The sequence below is a fragment of the Paenibacillus sp. SAFN-054 genome, assembly GCF_051966755.1.
Classification (GTDB): Bacteria; Bacillota; Bacilli; order Paenibacillales; family Paenibacillaceae; genus Paenibacillus_AQ.
The window spans coordinates 381,929-408,149 of the sequence record NZ_JBQCKS010000001.1; the positions used below are offsets into that span (position 1 = coordinate 381,929).

Annotated in this window: 25 protein-coding genes and 1 pseudogene; all 26 read left to right on the forward strand. The window is 50.3% G+C overall.

Features of this window, described 5'->3' with window-relative positions; translation table 11 throughout:
- The first annotated feature begins 43 nt into the window (after positions 1–43).
- The 26 genes and pseudogenes from dpsA to ACTHPM_RS01910 all read left to right on the forward strand — a co-directional run bounded on the left by dpsA (position 44) and on the right by ACTHPM_RS01910 (position 26,107).
- Positions 44–943, forward strand: a complete 900-nt coding sequence (gene dpsA / locus ACTHPM_RS01785; RefSeq protein WP_440393470.1) for a dipicolinate synthase subunit DpsA — start codon at positions 44–46, stop codon at positions 941–943.
- Complete coding sequence (locus tag ACTHPM_RS01790; protein ID WP_440393471.1) at positions 940–1,536, forward strand: dipicolinate synthase subunit B; 597 nt, start codon at positions 940–942, stop codon at positions 1,534–1,536. The genes dpsA and ACTHPM_RS01790 overlap by 4 nt, the downstream gene beginning before the upstream one ends.
- A 90-nt stretch (positions 1,537–1,626) precedes the next feature.
- Positions 1,627–1,764, forward strand: a pseudogene (locus ACTHPM_RS01795) (aspartate-semialdehyde dehydrogenase); the annotation flags it as partial.
- 84 nt (positions 1,765–1,848) lie between these two features.
- A complete protein-coding gene (locus ACTHPM_RS01800) occupies positions 1,849–2,076 on the forward strand; it encodes a hypothetical protein (RefSeq protein WP_440393472.1) in 228 nt (75 codons plus the stop codon).
- A 101-nt stretch (positions 2,077–2,177) separates the two neighbouring features.
- Positions 2,178–3,395 carry an aspartate kinase gene (gene dapG, locus ACTHPM_RS01805; RefSeq protein WP_440393473.1) on the forward strand — a complete coding sequence of 406 codons (1,218 nt, stop codon included), beginning with the start codon at positions 2,178–2,180 and terminating at the stop codon, positions 3,393–3,395.
- A 50-nt stretch (positions 3,396–3,445) separates the two neighbouring features.
- Positions 3,446–4,333, forward strand: a complete 888-nt coding sequence (dapA, locus tag ACTHPM_RS01810; protein WP_440393474.1) for a 4-hydroxy-tetrahydrodipicolinate synthase — start codon at positions 3,446–3,448, stop codon at positions 4,331–4,333.
- 288 nt (positions 4,334–4,621) lie between these two features.
- Positions 4,622–6,301: a ribonuclease J gene (locus tag ACTHPM_RS01815; protein ID WP_440393475.1), complete on the forward strand. Its 1,680-nt coding sequence runs from the start codon at positions 4,622–4,624 to the stop codon at positions 6,299–6,301.
- A 339-nt stretch (positions 6,302–6,640) separates the two neighbouring features.
- Positions 6,641–7,063 carry a CBS domain-containing protein gene (locus ACTHPM_RS01820; RefSeq protein WP_440393476.1) on the forward strand — a complete coding sequence of 141 codons (423 nt, stop codon included), beginning with the start codon at positions 6,641–6,643 and terminating at the stop codon, positions 7,061–7,063.
- 155 nt (positions 7,064–7,218) lie between these two features.
- Entirely contained in the window at positions 7,219–7,974 is a 756-nt protein-coding gene (locus ACTHPM_RS01825; protein WP_440393477.1) for a ClpP family protease, read from the forward strand.
- Positions 7,971–8,189, forward strand: coding sequence for a YlzJ-like family protein (locus ACTHPM_RS01830; protein ID WP_440393478.1), 219 nt, complete (start codon positions 7,971–7,973; stop codon positions 8,187–8,189). The genes ACTHPM_RS01825 and ACTHPM_RS01830 overlap by 4 nt, the downstream gene beginning before the upstream one ends.
- A gap of 78 nt (positions 8,190–8,267) precedes the next feature.
- On the forward strand, positions 8,268–10,922 hold the full coding sequence (locus tag ACTHPM_RS01835) for a DNA translocase FtsK 4TM domain-containing protein (protein ID WP_440393479.1): 2,655 nt from the start codon (positions 8,268–8,270) through the stop codon (positions 10,920–10,922).
- A gap of 458 nt (positions 10,923–11,380) precedes the next feature.
- Positions 11,381–12,202, forward strand: a complete 822-nt coding sequence (sleB, locus tag ACTHPM_RS01840; protein WP_440393480.1) for a spore cortex-lytic enzyme — start codon at positions 11,381–11,383, stop codon at positions 12,200–12,202.
- 133 nt (positions 12,203–12,335) lie between these two features.
- The gene (gene yfmF / locus ACTHPM_RS01845; RefSeq protein ID WP_440393481.1) at positions 12,336–13,619 is read left to right on the forward strand and encodes an EF-P 5-aminopentanol modification-associated protein YfmF; all 1,284 of its coding nucleotides are present in this window, start codon (positions 12,336–12,338) and stop codon (positions 13,617–13,619) included.
- A 3-nt stretch (positions 13,620–13,622) separates the two neighbouring features.
- Positions 13,623–14,903, forward strand: a complete 1,281-nt coding sequence (gene yfmH / locus ACTHPM_RS01850; protein WP_440393482.1) for an EF-P 5-aminopentanol modification-associated protein YfmH — start codon at positions 13,623–13,625, stop codon at positions 14,901–14,903.
- The gene (gene ymfI, locus ACTHPM_RS01855) at positions 14,903–15,673 is read left to right on the forward strand and encodes an elongation factor P 5-aminopentanone reductase (RefSeq protein WP_440393483.1); all 771 of its coding nucleotides are present in this window, start codon (positions 14,903–14,905) and stop codon (positions 15,671–15,673) included. Before yfmH ends, ymfI begins: the two co-directional genes overlap by 1 nt.
- Positions 15,674–15,797: 124 nt before the next feature.
- Complete coding sequence (locus ACTHPM_RS01860; RefSeq protein WP_440393484.1) at positions 15,798–16,049, forward strand: DUF3243 domain-containing protein; 252 nt, start codon at positions 15,798–15,800, stop codon at positions 16,047–16,049.
- Between the two features lie 264 nt (positions 16,050–16,313).
- Complete coding sequence (locus ACTHPM_RS01865) at positions 16,314–17,060, forward strand: DUF3388 domain-containing protein (protein WP_440393485.1); 747 nt, start codon at positions 16,314–16,316, stop codon at positions 17,058–17,060.
- A gap of 28 nt (positions 17,061–17,088) precedes the next feature.
- On the forward strand, positions 17,089–18,168 hold the full coding sequence (locus ACTHPM_RS01870) for a RodZ domain-containing protein (protein WP_440393486.1): 1,080 nt from the start codon (positions 17,089–17,091) through the stop codon (positions 18,166–18,168).
- 107 nt (positions 18,169–18,275) lie between these two features.
- Positions 18,276–18,437: a hypothetical protein gene (locus tag ACTHPM_RS01875; protein WP_164766748.1), complete on the forward strand. Its 162-nt coding sequence runs from the start codon at positions 18,276–18,278 to the stop codon at positions 18,435–18,437.
- 161 nt (positions 18,438–18,598) lie between these two features.
- On the forward strand, positions 18,599–19,090 hold the full coding sequence (locus ACTHPM_RS01880) for a YajQ family cyclic di-GMP-binding protein (RefSeq protein ID WP_440393487.1): 492 nt from the start codon (positions 18,599–18,601) through the stop codon (positions 19,088–19,090).
- Positions 19,091–19,270: 180 nt separating this feature from the next.
- A complete protein-coding gene (gene pgsA / locus ACTHPM_RS01885) occupies positions 19,271–19,858 on the forward strand; it encodes a CDP-diacylglycerol--glycerol-3-phosphate 3-phosphatidyltransferase (protein ID WP_440393488.1) in 588 nt (195 codons plus the stop codon).
- A gap of 121 nt (positions 19,859–19,979) precedes the next feature.
- Complete coding sequence (locus tag ACTHPM_RS01890) at positions 19,980–21,266, forward strand: competence/damage-inducible protein A (protein ID WP_440393489.1); 1,287 nt, start codon at positions 19,980–19,982, stop codon at positions 21,264–21,266.
- Positions 21,267–21,472: 206 nt separating this feature from the next.
- On the forward strand, positions 21,473–22,534 hold the full coding sequence (gene recA, locus ACTHPM_RS01895; protein ID WP_440393490.1) for a recombinase RecA: 1,062 nt from the start codon (positions 21,473–21,475) through the stop codon (positions 22,532–22,534).
- Positions 22,535–22,673: 139 nt separating this feature from the next.
- Entirely contained in the window at positions 22,674–23,402 is a 729-nt protein-coding gene (locus tag ACTHPM_RS01900) for a regulatory protein RecX (protein ID WP_440393491.1), read from the forward strand.
- A 281-nt stretch (positions 23,403–23,683) separates the two neighbouring features.
- Positions 23,684–25,225 (forward strand): ribonuclease Y, encoded by a 1,542-nt coding sequence (gene rny / locus ACTHPM_RS01905; protein ID WP_440393492.1) that lies wholly within the window; start codon positions 23,684–23,686, stop codon positions 25,223–25,225.
- 69 nt (positions 25,226–25,294) lie between these two features.
- Positions 25,295–26,107, forward strand: a complete 813-nt coding sequence (locus tag ACTHPM_RS01910) for a TIGR00282 family metallophosphoesterase (protein ID WP_440393493.1) — start codon at positions 25,295–25,297, stop codon at positions 26,105–26,107.
- Positions 26,108–26,221 lie beyond the last annotated feature (114 nt).

The window sequence follows — 26,221 nt, forward strand, 5'->3', positions numbered from 1 at the left end:
AGATGCTCCATAACAGTGTTTTATTGAAAGGAGTGACATCCTTATGCTGACAGGAGTCCAAATCCTATTCCTAGGCGGGGATGCGCGTCAGGTTGAGGTGATCCGCAAGTGTTCGGAGATGGATGCCACCGTGAGTGTCGTCGGTTTCGACAATCTGAAGCAAAAGCTCCAGGGAGTGACCAGGGATCATCTGACGGCCGAATTGCTTGCTGCCGCGGATGTCCTGGTCCTCCCTGTCGTGGGCTGCGACGACCAAGGCATGATCCACACGCAGTTTTCGAATGATCCGCTGAAGCTTCAGGATGAGCATATGGCGTCACTGCGCAAAGGATGCAGGGTATATACCGGCATGGCCAAACCTTATTTGCGCAGCTTGTGCGCGCATCATGAGATCAAGCTGGTCGAACTGCTGGACCGGGATGAGGTTGCGATAAGCAATTCCATTCCTACGGCTGAAGGCGCACTCGTCATGGCAATACAGAATACGGATTTTACGATACATGGATCGGATTGCATGGTGCTCGGATTGGGAAGAACAGGGTTTACGATGGCCAAAACGCTGCAGGGCCTGGGAGCGAAAGTCAAGGTGGGAGTCCGTTCGGAAAAGGACATCGCCAGAGCGGAGGTGATGGGCTGGGAGCCTTTCCTGACAAGGGATTTGGCGGATCATGTGAGCAATATTGACTTGATTTTTAATACGATTCCGACTATGATAGTCACAGCACAAATCCTGTCTAAAATGCCTCTAAGCTCCGTCATTATTGACCTTGCTTCCGCTCCCGGAGGATGCGATTTCCGGTATGCGGAGAAGCGGGGAATCAAGGCGCTGCTTGCCCCCGGACTCCCAGGAATCGTAGCTCCCAAAACGGCTGGCCTGATTATCGCCAGCTCGCTTGTACAGTTGATTTCGGATGAGTTCAAGACTCGGGGGGATGGAGAATGAATTGGCAGGGTAAGACGGTAGGATACGCGATTACGGGATCTCACTGCACGCTGGAAGAAATCATGCCGCAGGTAAAGCGGTTTGTGGACGAAGGAGCCAAAGTGGTGCCGATCGTATCCAATTCGGTGCAGGTGACTGATACGCGCTTTGGAACCGCTCAAAATTGGCTGCAGCAGTTGAAGGACATTACGGGCAGTGATATCATTTCAAGCATTGTTGAAGCCGAACCGCTGGGACCATCCAAATTACTTGATGTGCTGGTGATTGCCCCATGCACCGGAAATACGACAAGCAAGCTGGCAAACGCGATGACAGATAGCCCGGTTCTTATGGCCGCCAAGGCCCAAATGAGAAACCTTCGTCCGCTTGTGCTGGCTATTTCCACAAATGACGGGCTCGGGCTGAATGCAGCCAATATCGCCAAGCTTTTAGTGACGAAGAATATTTATTTTGTCCCTTTCGGTCAAGATAGCCCTCATCAGAAGCCGAATTCACTTGTAGCCCAAATGGATTTGATTCCCGAGGCCTGTTACGCCGCACTGGAAGGAAGACAGCTTCAACCGATGATTCTTCAACGGATTTTCTCTGCGTAATGCTGTCTTCTATAAGGGAGACCGTCAAGCGTGATCTATAGGGAGAAACGGTTATAAATGTTCGAAGATCGGCGGCCTTAAAGCTTTTAAGGTATGGATATTGCCCTGTTCAGCGCCGGAGGGGATGCCAGGCTGCGAGCTTGCACCCCAGGGTGCCGGCATGGAGCGGTTTGCATAGACAACACCCACGCTTTTCGTATGGATCCGGATAGGCGGCGGGTTGTTCCAAGGCGAATCCGGAACAAATGATAAACATAACGTCATGATCGTAAGTACGAAACCAGATGAAAATGAAAACATCGGCGCCGGACCGTGTTCGAATTGCTGTTGTATAAAGGGATTCCGAATCGGTTTAGCGTCGAATTGAAGAAGGACTATGAACTAAGAAGACGTAAAAAGATATTTAGCGGAAGCGCCCGGCTTCACCACTTGCGGTTGATCCGGCTTCCCGAACCTATCCGCTTGCGACCGATGCCGCAGGAAAACCGGACGTTTTTTGTAGTGCGTTTAAGCCGCGATCTCGGTGAAGCAATGCCCTAACGTAAGTTGGTGGAGGGTGCGGCATGGAATGCTGCTTGAGGATCGCCGAGAATATCGCTGCTAAACGTTCCGCGCGTTCTTAGTCGTATGGAGGAATGGAAATGAGCATTTTAGTTCAAAAATTCGGTGGCACGTCGCTATCGACACCGCAGGCAAGAGAACTTGTCATCAAACACATCAAGCGCGAACTGGCAGCAGGATACCAACTTGTCGTTGTCGTGTCCGCCATGGGACGTAAAGGGGAGCCATATGCTACCGATACGCTTCTCGATTGGGCGGCTCAGAATGGCGATGCCCTTCCTGCACGCGAAAAGGATTTACTGCTGTGCTGCGGTGAAATCATTTCGGCTTCAACCCTGTGCAGCCTGCTCGAGCACGAAGAAGTCAAATCTACCGTGCTGACCGGAGCCCAGGCAGGCTTCATTACCGATAATCATTACGGGAATGCGAGAATCATGGATGTACGTCCGGATCGGGTTGTGGCAGAACTCGAAACCCATCAGGTCGTGATCGTGACCGGTTTTCAGGGTCAATCCGATTCCGGCGACTTTACGACGCTGGGCAGGGGGGGCAGCGACACTTCGGCTACGGCACTGGGTGCTGCGCTTCATGCCGAAATGGTCGATATTTACACAGATGTAAACGGGATTTTGACGGCTGATCCAAGAATCGTGGAAGATGCCAAACCGCTGCCGTACGTCAGCTATGCCGAAATTTGCAATATGGCCCAGTACGGAGCCAAAGTCATTCATCCGCGCGCGGTCGAGATTGCCATGCAGGCTCAAATTCCGGTCCGGGTGCGCTCTACATTTTCGGAAGACGAAGGCACGCTGGTTACCCAGCCGGAAGGCTTTAAAGACGTTCAACAAGGGATCATGGACCGTTACGTAACCGGCATCGCGTATGTGAGCAATGTGACTCAGATTACGGTGGACTGCGAAGGAGCAGGACATAACCTGCAGCTGCAGGTATTCAAGGCAATGGCCGAAAATTCCATCAGCGTTGACTTTATTAATGTTACCCCAACGGGTGCCGTCTATACCGTATTCGACTTTGATGCAGATCGTGCTGTCAGTGTTCTGCGCGACCTCGGACTGAGTCCCAAAGCGCTTTCGGGCTGTGCGAAGGTTTCCGTCATCGGTGGAGGCATTAATGGAGTACCGGGAATCATGGCCAAAATCGTGGAATCGCTCAGTGAACAAGATATACAAATCCTGCAATCAGCGGATTCAAATACGACGATATGGGTGCTTGTCAAAAAAGAAGATATGGTGCAGGCTTTGCGTGCTCTTCATACCAAATTTGAACTTCACCGTTAAGGGCCGACTGCTGCTTCTAGCGCAACCTATCGTTTGAGGAGGTTATACAAGTGGATTTCGGAAGACTGATTACAGCAATGATCACGCCTTTTAACGAGCAAGGGAAAATCAACTGGTCTGAAACGTCAAATATGATTGAATATTTGATTGAGGAACAGAGATCGGATTCTTTGGTGATTTGCGGAACGACGGGCGAATCCCCAACGCTTCGCGAAGAGGAGAAACTTGAATTGTTTGCGTTCGCGCTCGAGCAAGCCAAAGGCCGCTGCAAAATTATAGCGGGAACCGGCAGTAACAGTACCGAGCATTCGATCCATCTGACGCAGGAGGCTGAAAAGCTGGGTGTCGATGGAGCTTTGCTGGTTGTGCCTTATTACAATAAGCCCAGCCAGGAAGGGATGTACCGACATTTCGAAGCGATTGCCCGCAGCACAAGTTTGCCTATCATGCTTTACAACGTTCCAAGCCGAACCGTAGCGAGCCTCAGTACCGCGACGACGCTTCGCCTTGCCGAAATTCCTAACATTGTGGCGACCAAGGAATGTGCATCCATTGAACAGGTTACGCTGATTGCCGCCGGCGCCCCGGACTCGTTCAGGGTCTATTCGGGTGACGATGCTTCCACACTGCCGGCGCTAGCCGTCGGTGCCTATGGTATCGTAAGTGTCGCGAGCCATCTGATCGGATCTTCGATGAAGGACATGATCGAGGCTTATCTGAATGGAAAAGTTTCCGAAGCAGCCAAGCTTAATCAGAAGCTGTTCCCGGTATTCAAGGGCTTGTTTGAATGTCCAACACCCGTTCCGAATCCTTCAGCGTTGAAATATGCGCTTAATTTGCAGGGGCATTCCGTAGGCGGCGTCCGTTTGCCGCTGGTAGACCCGAACGAATCGGAAGCGGCATTTATCCGTGAACTTGTAGCATCTATATCGAAGTGAACTTAATGAAAACGAAGCAAAGCGCCCCTGAAGGGGCGCTTTTTTGAATTATCAGAACTTCCAAAAAAGTGCCCGGGTTCAGTATCGGAGCAAGTCCCGGTTTGGCGGGGATATTTTGCAAATAACGCCTGTTTTTTTGGGAGAGGATAACTCTTGCTTGGAGGGTGACTTGTGTTTTGCGTTTTTAATCATGTATAATGGGGTCAAGTGACTGGGTGCGGTATATTTTTGAAATATAAATACTATAAAATGGTACGACGTCCAAGACCATAGGAGGTTTAGATTCATTTGTCTAAAAAAAATAATAGCGATAAATTGGCGATATTTGCATTGGGCGGCGTCGGTGAAATCGGGAAAAATATGTATGTCATTCAATATGCGAATGATATCGTGGTAGTTGATTCCGGTTTGAAATTCCCTGAAGAGGACATGCTGGGTATCGATATTGTTATCCCTGATATCAGCTACCTGACGGAGAACCGCGACAAAGTAAGAGGCATTTTGTTAACACATGGACACGAAGATCATATTGGCGGATTGCCATACGTTCTCAAACACCTGAATGTTCCCGTTTACGGAACGAAGCTTACGCTCGGGCTGGTAGAGAACAAGCTGAAGGAAGCCAATCTGCTTGGCGAAACGAAGCGGATTCTGATCAACGAAGATTCCGAGATCGAGCTCGGCTCGACGCTGAAGGCGACATTCTTCAGAACAAATCACAGTATTCCTGACTCTGTCGGTATCTGTATTGCAACACCGGAAGGCAATGTTGTTCATACAGGTGACTTCAAGTTTGACCATACGCCGGTTAACGGCCAGTACGCGAACTTGCAGCGCATGGCAGCTATCGGCGAAGAGGGTGTTCTAGCTCTGTTGTCAGATAGCACCAATGCCGAAAAACCGGGGTTCACGCCTTCGGAGAAGAACGTCGGAGTTGTCCTTGAAGACATTTTCCGCAAAGCGTCGCAGCGCGTCGTCATTGCGACCTTCGCTTCGAACGTGCACCGTATCCAGCAGGTGGTTAATGCTGCTGAATCGACGGGGCGTAAAATTACCGTCATCGGACGCAGTATGGTGAATGTGGTCTCCATCGCTTCCGATCTGGGTTACTTGCATGTACCTGACGGTATGCTGATTGAGCCGGAAGAAGTCAACAAAATGGCTGCAGACCGTGTAGTTGTTTTGTGTACAGGCAGTCAGGGCGAGCCGATGTCGGCATTGACCCGCATGGCCCGCTCCACGCACCGCAAGGTTGATATTTTGCCGGGTGATACCGTTATCATCGCCGCTACTCCGGTACCGGGCAATGAGAAATATGTAGGCCGTACGATCGATGAACTGTTCCGTTTGGGTGCTGATGTCATTTACAGCGGGTCCAATTCCGGGGTTCACGTTTCGGGACACGGCAGCCAGGAAGAGCTCAAGTTGATGCTCAACCTGATGAAACCGAAATTCTTCCTTCCGATCCACGGCGAATACCGTATGCAGCGCAGACACTCCATTCTGGCTGAATCGGTTGGCGTTGATCCGGATAACATTTTCATCACGGATATTGGTGAAGTAATCGAAATTCAGAACGGAGCAGCTCGCAGAGCCGGTAAAGTCACTGCTGGTAACGTACTGATCGACGGTTTGGGCGTAGGCGACGTAGGCAACATCGTTCTTCGGGATCGTAAACTGTTGTCGCAGGATGGTATTCTGGTCGTTGTCGTGACCCTGAGCAAGCAGGACGGCACGATCATGTCAGGTCCGGATATCATCTCCAGAGGCTTCGTGTATGTTCGCGAATCCGAGGGGCTGCTGGACGAAGCCAATCGCATCGTATCGAGCACTTTGCAGAAACTGATGAGCGAGAACGTAAACGAGTGGGCTTCCCTGAAGACAGGCGTCAAGGATGCACTGGGTCGGTTCTTGTACGAGCAAACCCGCCGCAGACCAATGATCCTGCCGATTATTATGGAAGTGTAACTTGAGACCTACCGTGAACAGGTACAGGCTTTATATACCAGCACTTGCTTTTACCGTGTTCGTCACTTAACCAACCACACCATCTGAATACATTCACTCATGCGGCTTACCTTTCATCCCAAGCATAAAGTTATGGACGAGACTTTCTTGGATGAAGGAGCAGCCATGAGCGTACAAATAGCATGAAAAGAAGCGCAGCTATCCGATTTATATCGGGAGCTGTGCTTTTTTTTTGTTGGATTCTTTTCGCACCATCGGCATCGCTTTACTCTCTCGAATGGAAGCGGGTTAGGAAGGGTACAATACGGGGGATCATTTTCAAGGGAGGCATTTTCAAAGATGACAAAGGTTCTCGATGTAATGACCAAAGACGTAAAGACTTGTTCGCCTCATGATCCCGTGACGGCGGCAGCGCAAATTATGCGTGACATCAATTGCGGATCGGTGCCGATCTGCGAGGGAAGAAAAGTTGTGGGCATGATTACTGACCGTGACATTGTGCTGAATTGTGTAGCTTCAGGCCAAAATCCGAACGAGGTTCACTGCCATGACTGCATGACGGGCAGCGTAATTACATGTTCGCCGGAAGATGATGCTCATGAATGTGCCCGTATCATGGCGGACCATCAGATTCGGCGCATTCCTGTGGTGGACAATGGCGAAATGGTCGGCATATGCGCGATCGGGGATTTGGCTACGATCAACATCCATGTGAATGAAGCAGGAGAAGCGCTAAGCCGCATCTCCGAACATCTTCACTAATAGGTTTCAATGTAAGCGAGCACCCGTCTTCGGGTGCTTCTTTTATGACTTACATGCTTTCGCGAGGAATGAGGCTTAAGCAAGGAATAATATTGCTCCGGGTACCGCCATACTAACACAATGAATAAATACGCTTAAGGGAAGGATGAGTTAGCATGTCGCATGAATACCGACAACCTCAAATGGAGGAGCCGGCCACGCCGGAACAGGAGCCAGAGAATCCAACGAAAGCGGCGCTTGACGCGATTCAGCAGTTGGGTCAAATGAGCGTACCTGCAACGAATGAATCCAACATTTTTTGCATGACCATTGTCGGCCAAATCGAAGGGCACATGGTTCTGCCGCCGCAAAATAAAACGACCAAATATGAGCACATCATTCCCACGCTGGTAGCTACGGAACAAAATAAAAATATTGACGGCATACTCATCATTCTGAATACAGTCGGAGGAGATGTGGAAGCAGGGCTTGCCATCGCCGAAATGATCTCTTCCTTGACCAAGCCGACGGTAACGGTAGTCGTGGGCGGCGGGCACAGCATCGGTGTTCCGATTGCGGTATCCTCCACATATTCGATTATCGCCGAGAGTGCGACGATGACCATTCATCCGATTCGTTTGAACGGACTCGTCATCGGCGTACCGCAAACGTTCGAGTATATGGAAAAGATGCAGGAGCGGGTCGTCCGCTTCGTGACCTCCCATTCACGCATTACGGAATCAAAATTCAAGGAGCTGATGTTCCGCACAGGGGAGCTCAATCGGGATGTCGGAACGCCCGTTGGCGGCTTGGATGCAGTTAAATACGGCCTGATGGACGAAGTGGGCGGCATCGGCCAGGCCCTCGCCAAGCTGAATCGTCTGATTGATGACCGGAAAAGAACACAGGATGCGGAGGGAATCAAGCAATGACCTTGCATACAATCATCCCCCTGGAAGCTGTCTGGGAGAAGCAGGAGGAAGCCGAGCCTTCCGCAGAGGTACGAATTCAGGGCATGCTGATGGAAGTTCGGCCACTGGACTTCAATAGAGTTCAGATTATCCGCCTGCTCGACGGTCCTTTGGACAGTTATCTGAATCCCGCCTTCTCGCCGGGACAAATTATTCAATATGTTCCCTCGTTCTAAAATTACTCAGGAATAAAAAACAGAACATAGGTGCCCACGGTATTATATGGTATAATGAGGTTCCGGGGGTGACATTTCTTGGCCAAACGCAAAAAAAGGAAAAAGGCTTTGTTGACCAATGTTCTGAAGTACGAGATATACGGCATTATTCTGATCACCCTTTCCGTCATTGCCTTATCCGGTGAAGCGGCGGTAGGGTGGTCGCTCTCCAAAATGTTCGGGCTATTGCTTGGCCGGTTCTATTTTGTGGTTCCGCTGGTAGGCATTTATTTGGGGCTCAGCGTTATGATTGCCCGGAAGTGGCCCAGTCGCTGGAGCACGAGAAAAAGTGGAATCGTTCTGTTGATCCTTGCTTTAACACTGATGAGCAGCGTTTCATCCTTGGAAAAAAAGCTGTCGCACGTACCGGGCGTCAGTGCCGGACATATTATATCCCAAGTACATAATGATTTGGAGGGTTCGCTGCTGTCATCGGCAGCCGCCCAGGATCATTCCATGATGAATAAAGATATCAGCGGTGGTTATGCCGGTGCCCTGCAGTATGCCGTGTTATTCTGGTTGTTTGGCAATACGGGAACCAAGCTGCTGATGATAGTGATGTTTATCATCAGCTTTATGCTGATCACGAATTTGTCGTATGTGGATTTGATGCGAATTATCCGGAAGCGAATGGTTCAGGCAGGAACCAATGTGCAAAAAAGAATGGCAAATCAGAAAAGGCAAGCGGTCGCATCCGCTCCGAAAGCAGCTCCCCGCAAGCGGCAGCTGCAGCTCCCGGACGAGGATGAAGAGGACGAGCTGGATGAATTTGTGGCTCCCAAAGCCAAACGCGCTACTCCGGTTTTCTTCCAACTGTTCGGCAGCAAATTCGCCAAGCCGTCTGCTGCTGAACCTGTGCAGGGTGAGGATGACGAACTGGACGGAAGCGACATATTGGAGCCTATTGGCCGCCATTCGGGAAATGCATCGCAGCAAGTCGCGGTGTACAACCATCAGGACGATGATGAAATCGATGCTTCTCTTGCAGGCTCATGGGACAGTAAAGGAGAAGATCATCCGCCGTCTCCGATTATCCGTGATTTCTTCGAACAGGTGAAATCGGAAGGGAATGTGGAGGACGAGGATTGGGATGAGAATGAACCGATGCAGGAGATGCCGATGGGTGCCCATAACCATGCGGACGTTGCCGAAGCGGGACTGGATCCGGCGATCGAGGAGAACGCTGCGAAGGCACACAACGCAGAACATCCTGATGGCGATGATTTGGCTGAAGCCATCGATATGACGCCGCCTGCACCACCTCCCAAGCCGTACAAGCTCCCGCCATTCAAGCTGCTTGCCAAACCGCAGAATGGCGGTAAGCCAGGGGATCAGAATGATTACATGCAGACCGCTCGCAAGCTTGAGGCAACGCTCGAGAGCTTTGGAGTTCGGGCGAAGGTGCTGGAGGTCGTACGGGGACCAGCGGTAACAAGATATGAAATTCAGCCGGACATCGGGGTTAAGGTAAGCCGGATCGTCAGTCTGACCGATGACATCGCGCTTGCGCTCGCCGCGAAGGATATCCGGATGGAGGCACCGATTCCGGGGAAATCCGCCATCGGGATCGAGGTTCCGAACAACGAGGTATCGCTTGTAACGATGCGTGAAGTGATGGAGACGCCGATTTTCCAAGACGCACAGTCTAAATTGTCGATTGCTTTCGGCAGGGATATTTCCGGACAAACTATCGTCGGCAACTTGGCCAAAATGCCCCATTTGCTCGTGGCCGGCGCCACCGGTTCGGGTAAATCGGTTTGCATCAACGGCATCATCACAAGCGTTTTGTATAAAGCCAAGCCGGACGAAGTCAAATTTTTGATGGTCGATCCGAAAATGGTCGAGCTGAATGTATATAACGGTATCCCGCATTTGCTGGCACCGGTCGTAACGGATCCGAAACGCGCCTCCCTCGCGCTCAAGAAAATTGTCGTAGAGATGGAGAAGCGATACGAACTGTTCTCCAAATCGGGTACCCGGAATATTGAGGGCTACAACAACCTGATGAAGGATAATCTGCCGGCCGTGCTGCCTTATATCATCGTAATCGTGGACGAGCTCGCAGACTTGATGATGGTTGCAGCCCATGATGTGGAAGAGGCCATTACGCGTCTTGCGCAGATGGCGCGTGCCGCGGGCATTCATTTGATTATCGCCACGCAGCGCCCTTCGGTAGATGTCATTACCGGCGTCATCAAGGCGAACATTCCTTCAAGGATTGCTTTTGGCGTATCTTCCCAGGTCGATTCCAGAACCATTCTGGACATGGCAGGGGCAGAGAAGCTGCTTGGCCGCGGGGATATGCTTTTCATGCCGATGGGCTCCTCGAAGCCGATTCGCGTTCAAGGCGCTTTTATGACGGATCAGGAAGTGGAGACGATCGTGAATTACGTGCGTGAGCAGGGCGAAGCGAAGTATGACGAGTCACTGGTTCCCGAGATTGACGAGAGCCAGCCTGGCGGAGACGAAGAGCTGGACGAGTTGTATGATCAGGCTGTCCAGATCGTGCTCGAAGCCAAACAAGCCTCGGTTTCCCTTCTGCAAAGAAGGATGCGGGTCGGATACACGCGCGCTGCAAGACTGATCGACTCGATGGAAGCGAGGGGCATCATCGGGCCGTACGAAGGCAGCAAGCCGCGTGAGGTACTCGTCTCCATGGAGCAATACCAGCAGCAGAATCGGATCAGCTCCTAATAGGCAGCAAAAAGGCGTCCAAGGGAAATTTCCTTGGACGCTTTTTTCTATTACATTCCGATTTCCGACGATAAACCGTTCATCAGAAATCAAAATTGTCAGGATGGCGTGTGAATTCAAGCAGCTCTTTTTGTGTCAGATAAGGATGAAATCGACCTGGTTGACCATCGTTTGATGTCAGCGTCCTGAAGCACATCCTCCAGAGAGCTTTAGTTTTCTGCTCCGATTTGAATTCATAATCCTAAAATTAAACCGTTCCGAATCGCTTGGATACAACAGCGTTCCGAACGGTTTTTTTTCTTTTAACGGATCTTTTGTCCAGGACAGGTGCTGGATGATTCCGGTAGTCTGAGTTGTTTACAACCTTTCTTTCGTCATGTGCATAGTTCATGGTGGCTATTGTCATAATAACCGTAGCCATCCTAGTCAAACTCACAAGAGAAAGGTAGAGCTGCCATATGAAAAAAGCAAGGTTGTGGATTATCTTTGGACTTTTGGTCCTTTTGTCAACTGCGGTATTTGCGGGTCTGAAGCCTCGGACGGAGGATAAGGCCGAATCCGATAGACAGTCCGTTACAGAGGAAGCAGTACCGACGTTCGGCACGACAATCCTGAAGTACGGGTCATCCGGGCAGGACATTTATGAGCTACAAGGACGCTTGAAATTTCTCGGATTCTATAACGGCAAAATCGATGGCCAATATGGCTGGGCCACTTTAAAGTCGGTGAAATGGTTCCAGTCCGAGTTCGGAATGAAAGCCGACGGTACGGTTGGCGCCAAAACAAAGCTGAAACTGTACAACGCCACGAAAAACTGGAAGCCTTCCGAATCGGCCGCAGGCAATGGACAAGCGGCTGCGAACAATAATAAGGGCAACGAAGGCGGGAAAAGCGAGCCGATGGCTTCCGCGAATACGATGGGCTTGTCCGAGAACGACTTGAAGATTATGGCGAACGCGGTATACGGAGAATCGAGGGGCGAACCCTTTGAAGGCCAGGTAGCGGTAGCTGCCGTCATTCTGAACCGCGTCAAATCGCCAAGCTTCCCGAACACGGTGCACGGCGTCATTTTTCAGCCAGGAGCATTTACGGCGGTAGCGGACGGACAGATTTGGCTTGATCCGAACGACGTGGCCCGCAAAGCGGTTCAGCAGGCTTTGAATGGTTGGGATCCGACGGGAGGCTGCCTGTATTACTTCAACCCGAAAACGGCCACCTCGAAGTGGATTTGGTCCCGCCCGCAGGTCAAAACGATCGGACAGCATATCTTCTGCATGTAGGGTTGTTTTTTGCCCGGAAACAGCAACCGGAGGGTTTGTCTTCGGTTGCTTCTTGACTTTGTAATGGTATAGAATGGAACATATTCATGAAGGTAATGGAAAAACAAATTCATGGCTAAAGGAGTTATGGACCTTGAATAAAACAGCATTCCAACACGGCAACGCGCGGCGTATGCGGATTCACGTCCTCCCTACAAAGCGCTTCAAAACGTTTGCCATATCGCTCTATGCCGGCATACCGCTCGCAGAGGAAACGGTAACGGCGACCGCCCTGACTCCGTTTGTATTAAGACGGGGAACGCAGTCCTATCCGGAAACGAGACAGTTCCGTGAGCAGCTGGAGCAAATGTACGGAGCGGGTTTTGGCTTTGACGTATATAAAAGAGGCAACTATCAAATGGTCCAGTTCCGCATGGATACCATTAATGATTCCTTCGTCAAGAATGAAGGCAGCCTGCTGGAAGCTTCCTTTGCCTTCCTCGGGGAAGTGGTGACTCGTCCTGCACTCGAGGACGGACGCTTTCGGAGCAGCTATGTGCAGGCTGAAAAAGAGAACGTGCGCAAAAAGCTTGACTCCATTGTAAACGATAAAATCAGATACGCTTCCGAGCGCTGCATCGAGGAAATGTGCCGCAACGAGCCTTACCGTCTGCATCCACTAGGACAGCGCAAGGATCTCGATCAGATTACACCGGAAAGCTTGTATTCTTCGTATCAACAATGGCTGAATACAGCGAGCATGGATTTATATGTGGTCGGCGATACGAGCCTCGAGGAAGTACAGCAGCTGGTTGACCGGCACTTTGTCTTCGACACGTCTTCGAATGACGTCAACTACAAACAGGAGAACTCGACGCGCAAAGCAGAAGAAGCACGCACCGTTGTCGAGAAAATGGAAGTAAGCCAGGGGAAACTCAATTTGGGACTTCGGACGTCCATTACCTATGCCGACGAGCAATATGCCGCTGCGCTTATGTATAACGGTATTTTGGGCGGTTATCCACACTCCAAGCTGTTCATGAACGTTCGTGAGAAGGAAAGCCTGGCATACTATGCTTCTTCCCGGTATGACGGGCATAAAGGCATCGGCACGATTCAGTCGGGCATCGAGATTCAAAACTACGAAAAGGCATTAGAAATCATCAAGAAGCAACTGGAAGAAATGCGCTCCGGCAGTATAAGCGATCTTGAGATGTCGCAGACGAAGGCGATGATCCGCAACCTGCTGCTCGAAATCGATGATTCTGCTTTTGAAATGATCGCATATGATTTCAATCGTCAATTTTCCGGTAAGGACCGCCCGCGCGCCGAACTGCTGCAGCAGGTGGAAGCCATTCGGATCGAGGACGTCAAGGCAGCCGCGGCTACCTTTGAGCTGGACACGATCTATTTCCTGAAGGGGCAGAAGGAGGAATAACACGTGGAAAAACTTCAGTTCGATAACTTGCAGGAAACGTTGTACAAGGAAGTCATGGACAACGGGCTTCACGTGTATGTGCTGCCCAAGCCCGGATTCCAAAAAATGTATGCAACGTTTGCCACCAAATACGGCTCCGTAGATAATCATTTTCGGGTAGAAGGCGAGGAGGAAATTTCGGTACCTGACGGTATCGCCCATTTCCTGGAGCATAAAATGTTCGAGGAGCCGGAAGGCGACATTTTTGCGACGTTTGCCTCTAACGGCGCTTCCGCCAATGCGTTTACGAGCTTTGACCAAACCGTTTACCTGTTCTCAGCGACGGAGAATGTGGGGAAAAACCTTGAAACGCTGATTAACTTCGTGCAGCATCCGTATTTCACGGATCAGAACGTGGAGAAGGAAAAGGGCATCATCGGCCAGGAAATCAACATGTACCTCGATAATGCCGACTGGCGGGTATACTTTGGCTTGATCGAAGCGATGTACTCCATCCATCCGGTACATATCGACATTGCCGGTACCGTGGAATCCATCAGCACGATTACGAAGGAGACGCTGTATACCTGCTATAACGCATTTTACCATCCGAGCAATATGCTGTTGTTTGTGGTGGGCGGAGTGAAGCCTGAGGAAATTTTTGAGCTTGTCCGCTCCAATCAAGCCGCGAAGGACTACAAACCGCAAGGGGATATCGAGCGGATCTTCGATCCGGAGGAAGTGGGGGTCGCTGAAGAGCGTCGCGTAGCCAAATTGGCTGTCTCCATGCCGAAGTGCCTGTTCGGTTTCAAGGAAAAGCAAGTCGGGGCTACAGGCAGCGTTTTGCTTCGCCGGGATTTGACGAGCAAGCTGATGCTCGATCTGCTGTTCGGCTCAAGCACTGCGCTGTATCAGAAGCTGTACGATGAGGATCTCATTTCCGACAGCTTTTCGCATGAGTACAACAGCTCGCCGCAGTACGCATTCTCCGCGGTTGGGGGAGATACTCCGGATCCTGATAAGCTGCTCGCGCGCGTGCGCGAAGAAGTCGATGCGATTTTGAAGAACGGCTTCAACAAAGATGACTTTGAGCGAGCACGCAAAAAGAAAATCGGCGGCTATTTGCGGATGCTGAACTCCCCGGAAAATATTGCCCATGAATTTACCCGCTACCAGTTCCGCGGCAGCGACTTCTTCTCCGTGGTGCAGGTGTACGAATCCATTACGCTGCAGGATGTCAACGACCGTCTTCATGAGCATATCGATTGGGATCAGCTGGCGGTTTCGCTTGTGGTGAATCCGTAATGGGCATGGGAGAGGAAAGCTTCACAAAAGCACTGGGGGAAACGACGGTTCTCGTTACAGGCGCAAGCCGCGGAATCGGTGCCGCGATTGCCGAACGCTTTGCGCAAGTCGGCATGAACGTAGTCATTCATTACGGTGCATCGCATGAGGCGGCCAATGATGTTGCCCGGCGCTGCATGCAGCATGGTGCGAAGGTTCTGACGGTTACCGCCGATTTGAAAGACAAAATGCAGATTCTGCGCATGCGTGATAAGCTGGAAAGCCACGGGCTCATGCCGGATATTCTGATTAATAATGCCGGCATTTCCCATTACGGAATGCTGGCGGATGTGACCGAAGACCAATGGGACGAAGTCATGTCGGTTAACCTGAAGGGCCTGTTCTTGTGCACGCAGGCCTTTATGCCGTACATGATCTCCCAGCGATACGGCCGCATCATCAATATGTCTTCGGTATGGGGGATTTCGGGCGCTTCATGCGAAGTGCTGTATTCAACGACCAAAGGCGGCATCAATGCCTTTACCAAGGCCTTGGCCAAAGAGCTGGCGCCTTCGGGAGTTACGGTGAACGCCGTTGCTCCCGGGGCAGTCAATACGGAAATGCTCGGGCATCTCGATGCTGAGGAAAGACGGATGCTGGAGGACGAAATTCCTGCCGGCAGACTGGCGACGCCGGACGAGATTTCCTCATTGGTGTACTTCCTGGCGCTGCCGGAATCCGGTTATATCAACGGTCAGGTGATCAGCCCGAACGGGGGATGGATAACTTGATTCAGGGTGTTCCGTTAAGGTAACGGTTGGAGGGTTCGACCTTGTATAGGGACGGGCTATTGAGGTTATATTACAATTGTTGATTTCAAATCTCAATCGCGCCAAGCCAAGGGAGGACTTATCAATGACTGTACTCAAAAATTTTGATACCTGGAAAAAATTTCTGGGCGAGCGTGTCGTACAAGCCGAAAAAATGGGAATGAGCGAGGATACCATCGCCAGTCTTGCCTATGAAATCGGCGATTTCCTGGACGAGAAGGTTGACCCTCAGAACTCCTCGAACCGCGCTCTGAAAGAGTTATGGGAAGTCGGCAACAAAGAAGAGCGTCACACCATCGCCCGTTTGATGGTCAAGCTTGCTAAGAGAAACGCTTAGCGATCAGACCGTGTCCGCAAGGCCTGTTCATCAATGCATTTCAGAAAAAAGCCCCCGTTTGGGGGCTTTTCTCTAATGGTTACAGTATTGAACTTGTTTTTCACTAACATTTTATATATCATTAACGTGACCCAACATTATGGCAGTGAAATTGGAGCCTCTCCCGCAAGGGCAGTAGGTTTATTTTGTCGAAATAAGTGGGAAAAGTTCAGACGAGGTGTCAAGGTGGAAGCTAATCAAAATAAGCTAACGAAACAATGGTATATGGAATACAGGATACATAAGAACCGTCCGGGTTTGCTCGGGGATATCGCATCCCTGCTCGGTATGCTGGAGGTTAACATATTAACGATTAACGGCGTGGAGGGCAAGACGCGGGGGATGCTTCTGGAAACGGATGATGACGAGAAGATCAGCCTGATGGGCGCCATGCTTAAAAAAGTAGATAACATTACCGTGTGCGCTCTTCGTGAGCCGAAACTTGTGGATATCCTTGCCGTGCGGCATGGACGTTACATTGACCGGGATTCGGATGACCGCAAAACGTTCCGCTTCACCCGTGACGAGCTTGGATTACTTGTCGATTTTTTGGGTGAATTATTTAAGAAGAATGGAAATCAGGTCATCGGCCTTCGCGGCATGCCGCGGGTCGGAAAGACGGAATCCATTATCGCAGGCAGTGTGTGCGCGATGAAGCGCTGGACCTTCGTATCCTCGACTTTGCTCCGTCAGACGGTCAGAAGCCAGCTTTCCGAAGATGAAATGAATCCGGGCAACGTGTTTATTATCGACGGGATCGTCAGTACGATCCGTTCCAACGAACGCCATTATAATTTGCTGCAGGATATTATGGGCATGCCGTGTACGAAAGTGATCGAGCATCCGGACGTATTCGTCCAGGAATCCGAATATACGTATGACGACTTCGATATCATTGTCGAACTTCGGAATAATCCGGCAGAAGAAATCATTTATGATACTTTTACCAGTTCCTATAATGACGACCTATAATACAAATTTTGGATGAGGGGGTGATGGTATGTCCGAACTGGGACAACAGCTAAGAGAAGCCAGACTGCAGAAAGGCATGAGTCTGGATGATGTACAGGAAATGACAAAAATCCGCAAAAGATATTTGGAAGCCATCGAAGCAGGGGATTATAAGGTGCTTCCCGGCAGTTTTTACGTGAGGGCTTTTATCAAAACATATGCTGAAACGGTCGGTCTAGATCCGGATTTATTGCTCGAAGGCCATAAGCAGGAAACACCTGCGGAGCCGGAACCGACAATGGAACCGGTCATTCAGAAGCGCAGCAGCACCCGCTCCTCGGAACGCAATGTCAAGTGGCTGTCAACAACTTTAATGTGGATCTTTCCCATATTGATTATCGTCGTTATTTATTGGTATGCAAGCAGTGCCAGCCATACGAAAACAGATAAGGTAGACCCATCCAAGGTGACGGAAACGCAGCAGGATCCTTCGCAAAAACCTGCTCAAACGACTCCACCTGCAACCGACCCGGGTAAAACCGACGAAGGAACGGATACAAAGGCGCCGGATTCGGGAAATAAAGGCGGCGATCAAACGACGACCCCGCCAAGTGACGGATCGGAAAGCACCGATACTCCAGGGGACGGAACAGGCACGACACCGTCTGATAATGGGACCACAACACCGCCAAGCGACCAGACTGTCACGATTCAGCAGGACGGCAAGAAGGGCAAAGATACGATCTTTAAGGTTGCTGCGGCTCCCGGAACAACAGTAACGGTTGAAATCAAGGCGACCGGAAAGAGCTGGCTTGAAGTTTATAACGACGAGAGCAAGAAAGGCAAGAAGCTTTCGTTCGGCAACACGGAAGAAGGGAATACATTCTCCTTCCCGCTTGAATCATCCGGCATGTACATCAAATCCGGTTACGCGCCAGCGACGACCATTACCGTTGGCGGCCAGGTCATTACGGATGGAAAGACGTCTTCAAGACTCGTTTTGAAAAGAGTGGATCCCAGCAGCGTAGATACCCCCGGCGATTCATCTTCGGGCAGTAATAGCGGCGATGGAAGCAGTTCCAGTGGTACCGGCTCCAGCGATACAGGCTCAACGGATACCAACGGCTGATTTATGCCTTGAGTCAGGAATAAGCTTGCATTTGCAGGGAGAGAATAGGACTAGCTCCAATTCGAGTTTTGTCTTATGATCTCCCATGGAAATGAGGTGTATGGATTATGACAGTCAGCTGGATCGTGACCGGTCTAGGTATCATTGTCAGCCTCCTCGGTTATTATCTGACTCCCAATGCATGGGGTTACGGCATATTGGGCTTCGGACTCGCACATATCGTGCTCGGCATTTTGGACATGTTCAGACAGCCCGCGCGCAGCCGCTAATATGCGGAGTTTTTGCCCATAGAGACATTCCTGTCAACCGGTTATGCCGTCGGGAATGTCTTTTTGGCATGATTTGCACCCCGCCCAAAAGTTTAAATTAGACTTGTCCGCTACATTTTCATATAATATGACATGAAAGTTTTAAGAAAGGACGTGTAAAGATGAGTTCGGAAAGTTCATTTGACATTGTTTCCAAATTTGATTTGCAGGAAATGAATAACGCCATTAACCAGGCGGAGAGGGAAATCGAGACCCGCTTTGATTTTAAAGGCAGCAAAAGCAGCCTGAAGCTGGAAAAGGACGCTCTTGTCATCGTTTCGGATGATGAATACAAGCTGAATTCGGTCATCGATATTTTGCAGACGAAAATGATCAAAAGAGGTCTCTCGCTTAAAAACGTGGATTACAGCAAAATCGAGCCGGCTTCTATGGGCACAGTCCGCCAGCGCATCACTTTGAAGCAGGGGATTGACCAAGAGAACGCCAAGAAAATCAACGTGCTGATCCGCGATTCCAAGCTGAAGGTCAAAAGCCAGATTCAGGGCGATCAGCTTCGCGTTACCGGCAAGAGCAAGGATGATCTGCAGGCAGTGATGCAGCTGCTCCGGAAAGCGGACTTGCCGCTCGATTTGCAGTTCACGAATTTCAAATAACGCTCGTAAAGAGCGCCCGCCAGACTGCCGCTTCATGTTTTTGACAGGTGATAAAACGTTATATTATACTTGTGAGGATTAGTGTAATAAGAACGTTTTTACATAGTTTGTTCCGGTACGATCGTACCGAATTTTTTGAATCTTATACTTTTAGTTTGTTTTATCCGGGGAGGGTGTACATTGAATTTGCCCAACCGTATTACCATTGCAAGAATATGTCTGATTCCGATCATGATGGTGTTTCTTCTGGTGGACTTTAGCTTCTACCCGGAACCTTTGGTCTGGAATTCATACGAGCTGCCCCTGAATCAGTTGATTGCGGTATTCATTTTTATCGTGGCAGCCAGCACAGACGGTATAGACGGTTATTTGGCACGCAAGAACAACATGGTAACGAATCTGGGCAAGCTGCTTGATCCCTTGGCGGATAAGCTGCTTGTGGCCGCGGTTTTGATCTCTCTCGTCGAGATGGGCAAATGCGATTCCTGGATCGCTGTCGTGATCATCAGCCGCGAATTTGCCGTTACCGGACTCCGCCAGATCGCGCTTCTGGACGGCTCCGTCGTAGCGGCGAGCAAGTGGGGCAAAGTCAAGACGGTGATTCAGATCATCGCCATTGTGCTCATGCTGATCAACAATTTCCCGTTTGAGCTGATTGGAGTTCCGCTGGATATTATTGCGACGTGGGCGGCAGCGATCATCACGATTTATTCGGGAATCGATTATTTTGTAAAAAACAAACATCTGCTTCGGCTGACGAATGCGTAATTGGCAATAGGGCTATCCTATTGCTTTTTCTTTCCAATGCGGGCGCCTGTTTGTTTCGGGCGCTTCGTGTGGTAAAGAATAGGGAGATATAGAAAAGCAACTTTAGAGGAGGAATGACAGCATGAAAGCCGAAATCATTGCAGTGGGCACCGAGCTGCTGCTTGGACAAATCTTGAATACAAACGCGCAATACTTGTCCCAGGAGCTAGCGGGAATGGGAATCGATGTATATTACCAGACGGTCGTCGGGGATAACATGCAGCGTCTCCAACATGCGATTGAGAATGCCGCACAGCGAGCGGATATCTTGCTTTTAACCGGAGGCATTGGCCCTACCCAGGATGATCTCACGAAGGACGCTTTGGCAGCTGTGCTGGGCCGTTCCCTTCATATCGACCGTCTGGCCATGGATCAGGTGGAGAAGTTCTTCGTCAATCGGGGGATCGATATGACCGAGAACAACCGACGTCAGGCGCTCGTCATTGACGGCAGCACACCGCTTCCGAATGATACGGGCCTTGCGGTGGGGATCGCGATTGCAGAGGAGAATAAGTTCTACATCGTCATGCCGGGTCCTCCAAAAGAAATGAAGCCGATGTTCGAAGGACAGGTCAAACCGTGGCTGCTCCAGCATGCCTTGACGGATGAAATGCCGATCTATTCCAAAATGCTGAAATTCGCCGGTATCGGCGAATCGCTGCTGGAAGATAAGCTGCTCGATCTGATTCAGGCGCAGAGCGATCCTACCATCGCGCCCTATGCCAAGGAAGGCGAGGTCTCGGTACGCATCTCGACCAAGGCAAGCAGCGAGCTAGAGGCGATGAAGAAGCTGGAGGCGCTCGAGTCGCAAATCCAGAAGCGTCTTCCTAAGCATTTGTATGCCAGCACGGACGTGCCGATCGAAAAAATCATCGTGGACATGATGGCGGACCGGGGGCTTACGCTCAGCGCGGCGGAGAGCTGCACGGGCGGGCTGCTCATGGAGAGCATCACCTCGATTCCGGGAAGTGCCACAATGTTTCTCGGCGGCATCGTATGCTACTCCAATGCCATGAAGGAAAAGCTTCTCCATGTGCCGCATGCGCTGCTTGAAGGCGACGAAGCTCCCGGAGCCGTGAGCCATGAAGTCGCCGAAGTGCTGGCCGAGCATGTCAGAATGATCACGGACAGCGATTTCGGCCTTTCGGTAACCGGAGTCGCCGGCCCCGGATACTCGGAGCGCAAGCCTGTCGGACTCGTGTATGTCGGACTCGCGGAACGCGGTAAGAAAACGGAGGTCTTCGAGCTCCGGTTCAACGGAAACCGCGAAACGATCCGGATTCGGACGGTCAAGACCCTTCTTCATCATTTGTGGCTGAGACTCGTCTCCCACAAGCCGGAATCTGCTTCGGACGAAGTTGTACAATAGGGTGTGAAAGAGGTATAATATAGGTATACGGAAGAACCGTGCAAATTCGATATTTTGCTGCGGTTCTTTTCTTTTCCCGGGGCTGCGGCGAAAAGCCGGAAGGGGTATGATCGGGATAAAAAACGAATGTATGTTCGAAAAAATGCTTGGCAAACGTTCCAAAACAAGGTATGATATATATATAAACGGTGAAGGATGTGAGTTTATTGTCAGATCGTCGTGCTGCGCTGGAAGTCGCGCTTCGTCAAATAGAGAAACAATTCGGTAAAGGTTCAATTATGAAGTTGGGTGAGTCAACTCATATGCAAGTGGAAGTTGTTCCCAGCGGTTCCTTGGCTTTAGATATAGCATTAGGTATTGGCGGTCTTCCAAGAGGCCGTGTTGTTGAAGTATACGGACCGGAATCATCCGGTAAGACGACAGTGGCTCTCCATGCCATTGCCGAAGTTCAGAAGACGGGTGGACAAGCTGCATTTATCGATGCTGAGCATGCACTCGATCCTTCTTACGCAAGCAAGCTTGGGGTCAACATCGATGAGCTGCTGCTGTCCCAACCGGATACAGGCGAACAGGCGCTGGAGATTGCTGAAGCCCTTGTACGCAGCGGCGCTGTAGATATCGTTGTAGTCGATTCGGTAGCGGCACTTGTGCCTAAGGCCGAGATCGAAGGCGAAATGGGTGATTCCCACGTGGGTCTTCAAGCGCGTCTCATGTCGCAGGCTCTGCGCAAGCTGTCCGGTGCAATCGCCAAATCGAAGACGATTGCGATCTTCATTAACCAGCTTCGCGAGAAGGTTGGCGTTATGTTCGGTAATCCGGAGACAACTCCAGGCGGCCGTGCCTTGAAGTTCTATTCTTCGGTACGTCTTGACGTGCGCCGGATCGAGAGCATCAAGATGGGCAACGATGTCGTAGGTAACCGTACCCGCATCAAGGTCGTAAAGAACAAAGTGGCTCCTCCTTTTAAACAGGCTGAGATTGATATCATGTACGGCGAAGGGATTTCGAAGGAAGGCAGCATCATTGATATCGGTACCGAACTGGATATCGTTAACAAGAGCGGCGCCTGGTATTCCTACGAAGGTGAGCGTTTGGGACAAGGCCGTGAGAATGCCAAGCAGTTTTTGAAAGAAAACACGCAAATTTCCGATGTGATCGAGAACAAGATTCGGGAAGCAAGCAATCTTACGACTCTGGTTCCTGCGCCTTCGTCCAGCGAGCTGGAAGAAGAACAGAAGGAAGAACAGGAATTGCTGGAGCTTGAATAGTCGTTAGCCTATATAGAAGGCGCCCTGGTGATCCTGTCCAGGGTGCCTTTTTGCATACCTGCTTGGGTAGGCACTACAGGGATGTACCTGCGAAGACTACATGCTTTTAAATAAAGAATCGTGATCAGGGGGAGACGATATGCAGGAACAAGGGCTGCAAAGGCAGCAAGATCTGATGGATATATCTCATTTCCCTGACGGTCAGGAACTGGTCATAACGGCTGTGGAGCGGCAGCCCAGGCAGAAGGGACGGTATTTGATTTCTTTTGGCGAATACACGCTGTCCATTCATGAAGATGTTATGATCAAGTACCGGATGCTGAAAGGCAATGTGTTTACGAAGCAGGAGCTGGAGGACATCGTCGTCGCCGACGAGAAGCAGCGGGCTTATGTGCAGGCACTGAAATATTTGGAGCACAAGCAGCGTACGCGAAAGGAGCTGGCCGACAGGCTGCGGGAGAAGGAGTATACGCAGGCCGTGATTGAGCATGCTCTTCAGCGCTTGGAGCAGGAGAGCTTGATTAATGACGAGCTGTACGCGAAGCAGTGGGCCGAGCAGCGCATTACGAGCCAGCGGAAGGGGAAAGCTTGGGTCAGGCAGGAACTGCGTCAGAAGGGCGTTGACAAGGCTCTGATCGGTGAGGCGCTGGCTGAGGTAAGTCAAGAACAGGAATATGAGAGTTGTTTGGTCGTCGGAAGGAAAAAATGGAATCAGACCCGCGGGGAAGTCGTGGACAGGAAGCGGAAAACAGGCGCATTTTTAATGCGAAGAGGCTTCTCAGGCGAACAAGTTCGCAAGGTCATCAACCAGCTGATTCGTGAAAATGGGGAAGCGGAAGAGGATATGGAGTATTTTTCATTCGACTGAGGCAGAAGTTAACATATTATGAAATGCACTCTCTTGACAATATCTTTTGACAAATACTAAAATGAATATGAATCTTGTACCGAAAAGAAACCCTTTTTCCTTCCAAGAAAGGCTCGTTTCTGTAAGATTCAGTAGCGCCAATTCATATGGATAATGCCCGTGATGAACGGGAGATAAGAATCGTTGACTTACGATTTGTGTATGATGATGAACGTGTTGATTGAACGACTGTACAAAAATCCCAAGGAATACCTTGGAGGAACCAACGAGGGGGTGAACTTATGCCTGCATGGCTTTCGATCATTCTCGTTGTTGCCGGATTGTTCTTGGGGTTCGTGATTGGATATTTTATTCGCAAATCTCTTGCAGAAGCTAAAATTTCTAGTGCTGAACAAGCTGCATTGAATATTGTTGAAAATGCGAAGAAGGAAGCTGAAGCACTGAAAAAGGAAACGGTATTGGAAGCTAAGGACGAAGTCCATAAAATCCGTACCGAAGCTGAAAAAGACACTCGTGAGCGTCGGAATGAAATTCAACGGCAGGAAAGACGATTGTTGCAGAAAGAAGAGTCGCTGGATAAAAAGATTGAATCGCTGGAACGCAAAGAAGAACAAGTGGCTAACAAAGAGAAGCGCATTGAAGAGACACAACAGCAGATTGATCTGATTTACAAGAGCCAGGTCACTGAATTGGAACGCATCTCCAATCTGACGATGGAGGATGCAAGAAGCATCATCTTGAGCAATGTGGAACAGGAAGTACGGCATGAAACCGCTCAAATGATCAAGGACATCGAGCAGCAAGCCAAGGAGGAAGCGGACAAGAAGGCACGCGAAATCGTGACTCTTGCCATTCAGCGCTGCGCTGCCGATCATGTCGCTGAGACGACGGTGTCTGTCGTGACATTGCCAAATGAGGAAATGAAAGGTCGGATTATCGGTCGTGAAGGCCGTAACATCCGTGCACTTGAAACCCTTACTGGTATTGATCTCATTATCGATGATACGCCTGAAGCCGTTATTCTGTCAGGATTCGATCCGATCCGTCGTGAAATCGCCCGTACCGCTTTGGAGAAACTGGTATCGGATGGCCGGATTCATCCGGCACGGATTGAAGAAATGGTGGAAAAATCACGCAAAGAGGTCGACGAACGCATTCGCGAATACGGCGAACAGGCGACCTTCGAGGTGGGAGTTCACGGACTGCATCCGGATCTCATCAAGATCCTGGGCCGCTTGAAATTCCGTACCAGCTATGGACAGAACGTCCTGAAGCATTCCATGGAGGTTGCTTACCTCACAGGTCTGATGGCCGGAGAGCTTGGGGAAGACATCGTCCTCGCCAAACGTGCCGGTCTGTTGCATGACATCGGTAAAGCGCTGGATCATGAAGTGGAAGGATCACACGTTGAAATTGGCGTGGAACTGGCGAAGAAATACAAGGAACATCCGGTGGTTATCAACAGTATTGCATCGCACCACGGTGATGTAGAAGCAACTTCTGTTATCGCAATGCTGGTTGGCGCGGCGGATGCTTTATCCGCGGCGAGACCGGGAGCAAGACGTGAAACGCTTGAAACGTATATCAAACGTCTGGAAAAGCTCGAGGAAATCTCCGAATCCTTCGAGGGTGTAGAAAAATCGTTCGCGATTCAAGCCGGACGCGAGGTTCGCGTCATGGTACAGCCTGAGAAGATCGATGATGCGGAAGCTTTCCGCTTGGCAAGGGATATTACGAAGACGATCGAAAATGAACTGGATTATCCGGGACATATTAAGGTTACTGTTATTCGTGAAACCCGGGCCGTTGAATACGCTAAATAATTGCTTATTTGAAAAGTGGCCGCGAACTTCCGGCCACTTTTCATCTTTTTACAAAGTAAGCAGACATGAATGAAGGAGGAGAACGTTATTAACGTTTTATTTATTGGAGACATCGTAGGAAGCGTAGGCAGAAAGGCGTTAAAGGACACACTGCCTTCTCTCAAATCGAAATATAACCCGCACATCATTATCGTCAACGGGGAAAATGCGGCTTCCGGGCGCGGGATCACGGAAACAATCGCCAAGGAATTTTTTGAATGGGGCGTCCATGGCATCACAATGGGCAACCATACTTGGGACAACAAGGAGATCTTTGATTTTATCGATGACGAGCCTCGGATGATTCGTCCTGCGAATTTTCCGCCGGGAACGCCTGGTTTAGGGCATACGATCATTAAGGCGAACGGGAAGGAGCTGGCGATTGTGAATCTGCAGGGCCGGACCTTTTTGCCTGCGATTGACTGTCCATTCCGCAAAAGCGATGAGATTGTCGATCAGCTGCGCAAGAAGCATAAATGCATCCTTGTCGATTTTCACGCCGAAGCGACCTCGGAAAAAATCGCCATGGGCTGGCATCTGGATGGACGCGCATCCATCGTGGTAGGTACACATACTCATGTGCAGAGCAATGACGATACGATTTTGCCCGAAGGAACGGCCTATTTGACGGATGCTGGCATGGTGGGACCTAAGGAAGGGATTCTGGGAATGGAACGGGAAGCAGTCCTGCGCAAGTTCAAAACTCAGCTGCCCGTCAGATTCCAGGTGGATAAAGGAAAGTGGCAGTTCCACGGCCTGTTCGTGCAGCTGGATGACGCGACCGGAAAGGCGAAAAAGATGGAAAAGATCCGTTTGCTTGAGGACGACTGGATTATGGACTAAGGAATCTCTCTATAGGGAATGAGAAATGGAAGCCTAAGACTATCGATGTATTTTTACAGGTAAAATTGACAAAAAGAAGGAATTATTTTACCACTCACGAATAACATCTAGTAT

Bases quoted from the DNA above. Each gene is read 5' to 3' on its own strand.
- dpsA (WP_440393470.1), top strand. From the start codon at position 44: ATGCTGACAGGAGTCCAAATCCTATTCCTAGGCGGGGATGCGCGTCAG.
- ACTHPM_RS01790 (WP_440393471.1), top strand. From the start codon at position 940: ATGAATTGGCAGGGTAAGACGGTAGGATACGCGATTACGGGATCTCAC.
- dapG (WP_440393473.1), top strand. From the start codon at position 2,178: ATGAGCATTTTAGTTCAAAAATTCGGTGGCACGTCGCTATCGACACCG.
- ACTHPM_RS01820 (WP_440393476.1), top strand. From the start codon at position 6,641: ATGACAAAGGTTCTCGATGTAATGACCAAAGACGTAAAGACTTGTTCG.
- ACTHPM_RS01825 (WP_440393477.1), top strand. From the start codon at position 7,219: ATGTCGCATGAATACCGACAACCTCAAATGGAGGAGCCGGCCACGCCG.
- ACTHPM_RS01830 (WP_440393478.1), top strand. From the start codon at position 7,971: ATGACCTTGCATACAATCATCCCCCTGGAAGCTGTCTGGGAGAAGCAG.
- sleB (WP_440393480.1), top strand. From the start codon at position 11,381: ATGAAAAAAGCAAGGTTGTGGATTATCTTTGGACTTTTGGTCCTTTTG.
- ymfI (WP_440393483.1), top strand. From the start codon at position 14,903: ATGGGCATGGGAGAGGAAAGCTTCACAAAAGCACTGGGGGAAACGACG.
- ACTHPM_RS01860 (WP_440393484.1), top strand. From the start codon at position 15,798: ATGACTGTACTCAAAAATTTTGATACCTGGAAAAAATTTCTGGGCGAG.
- ACTHPM_RS01865 (WP_440393485.1), top strand. From the start codon at position 16,314: ATGGAATACAGGATACATAAGAACCGTCCGGGTTTGCTCGGGGATATC.
- ACTHPM_RS01870 (WP_440393486.1), top strand. From the start codon at position 17,089: ATGTCCGAACTGGGACAACAGCTAAGAGAAGCCAGACTGCAGAAAGGC.
- ACTHPM_RS01875 (WP_164766748.1), top strand. From the start codon at position 18,276: ATGACAGTCAGCTGGATCGTGACCGGTCTAGGTATCATTGTCAGCCTC.
- ACTHPM_RS01880 (WP_440393487.1), top strand. From the start codon at position 18,599: ATGAGTTCGGAAAGTTCATTTGACATTGTTTCCAAATTTGATTTGCAG.
- ACTHPM_RS01890 (WP_440393489.1), top strand. From the start codon at position 19,980: ATGAAAGCCGAAATCATTGCAGTGGGCACCGAGCTGCTGCTTGGACAA.
- ACTHPM_RS01900 (WP_440393491.1), top strand. From the start codon at position 22,674: ATGCAGGAACAAGGGCTGCAAAGGCAGCAAGATCTGATGGATATATCT.
- rny (WP_440393492.1), top strand. From the start codon at position 23,684: ATGCCTGCATGGCTTTCGATCATTCTCGTTGTTGCCGGATTGTTCTTG.
- ACTHPM_RS01910 (WP_440393493.1), top strand. From the start codon at position 25,295: ATGAAGGAGGAGAACGTTATTAACGTTTTATTTATTGGAGACATCGTA.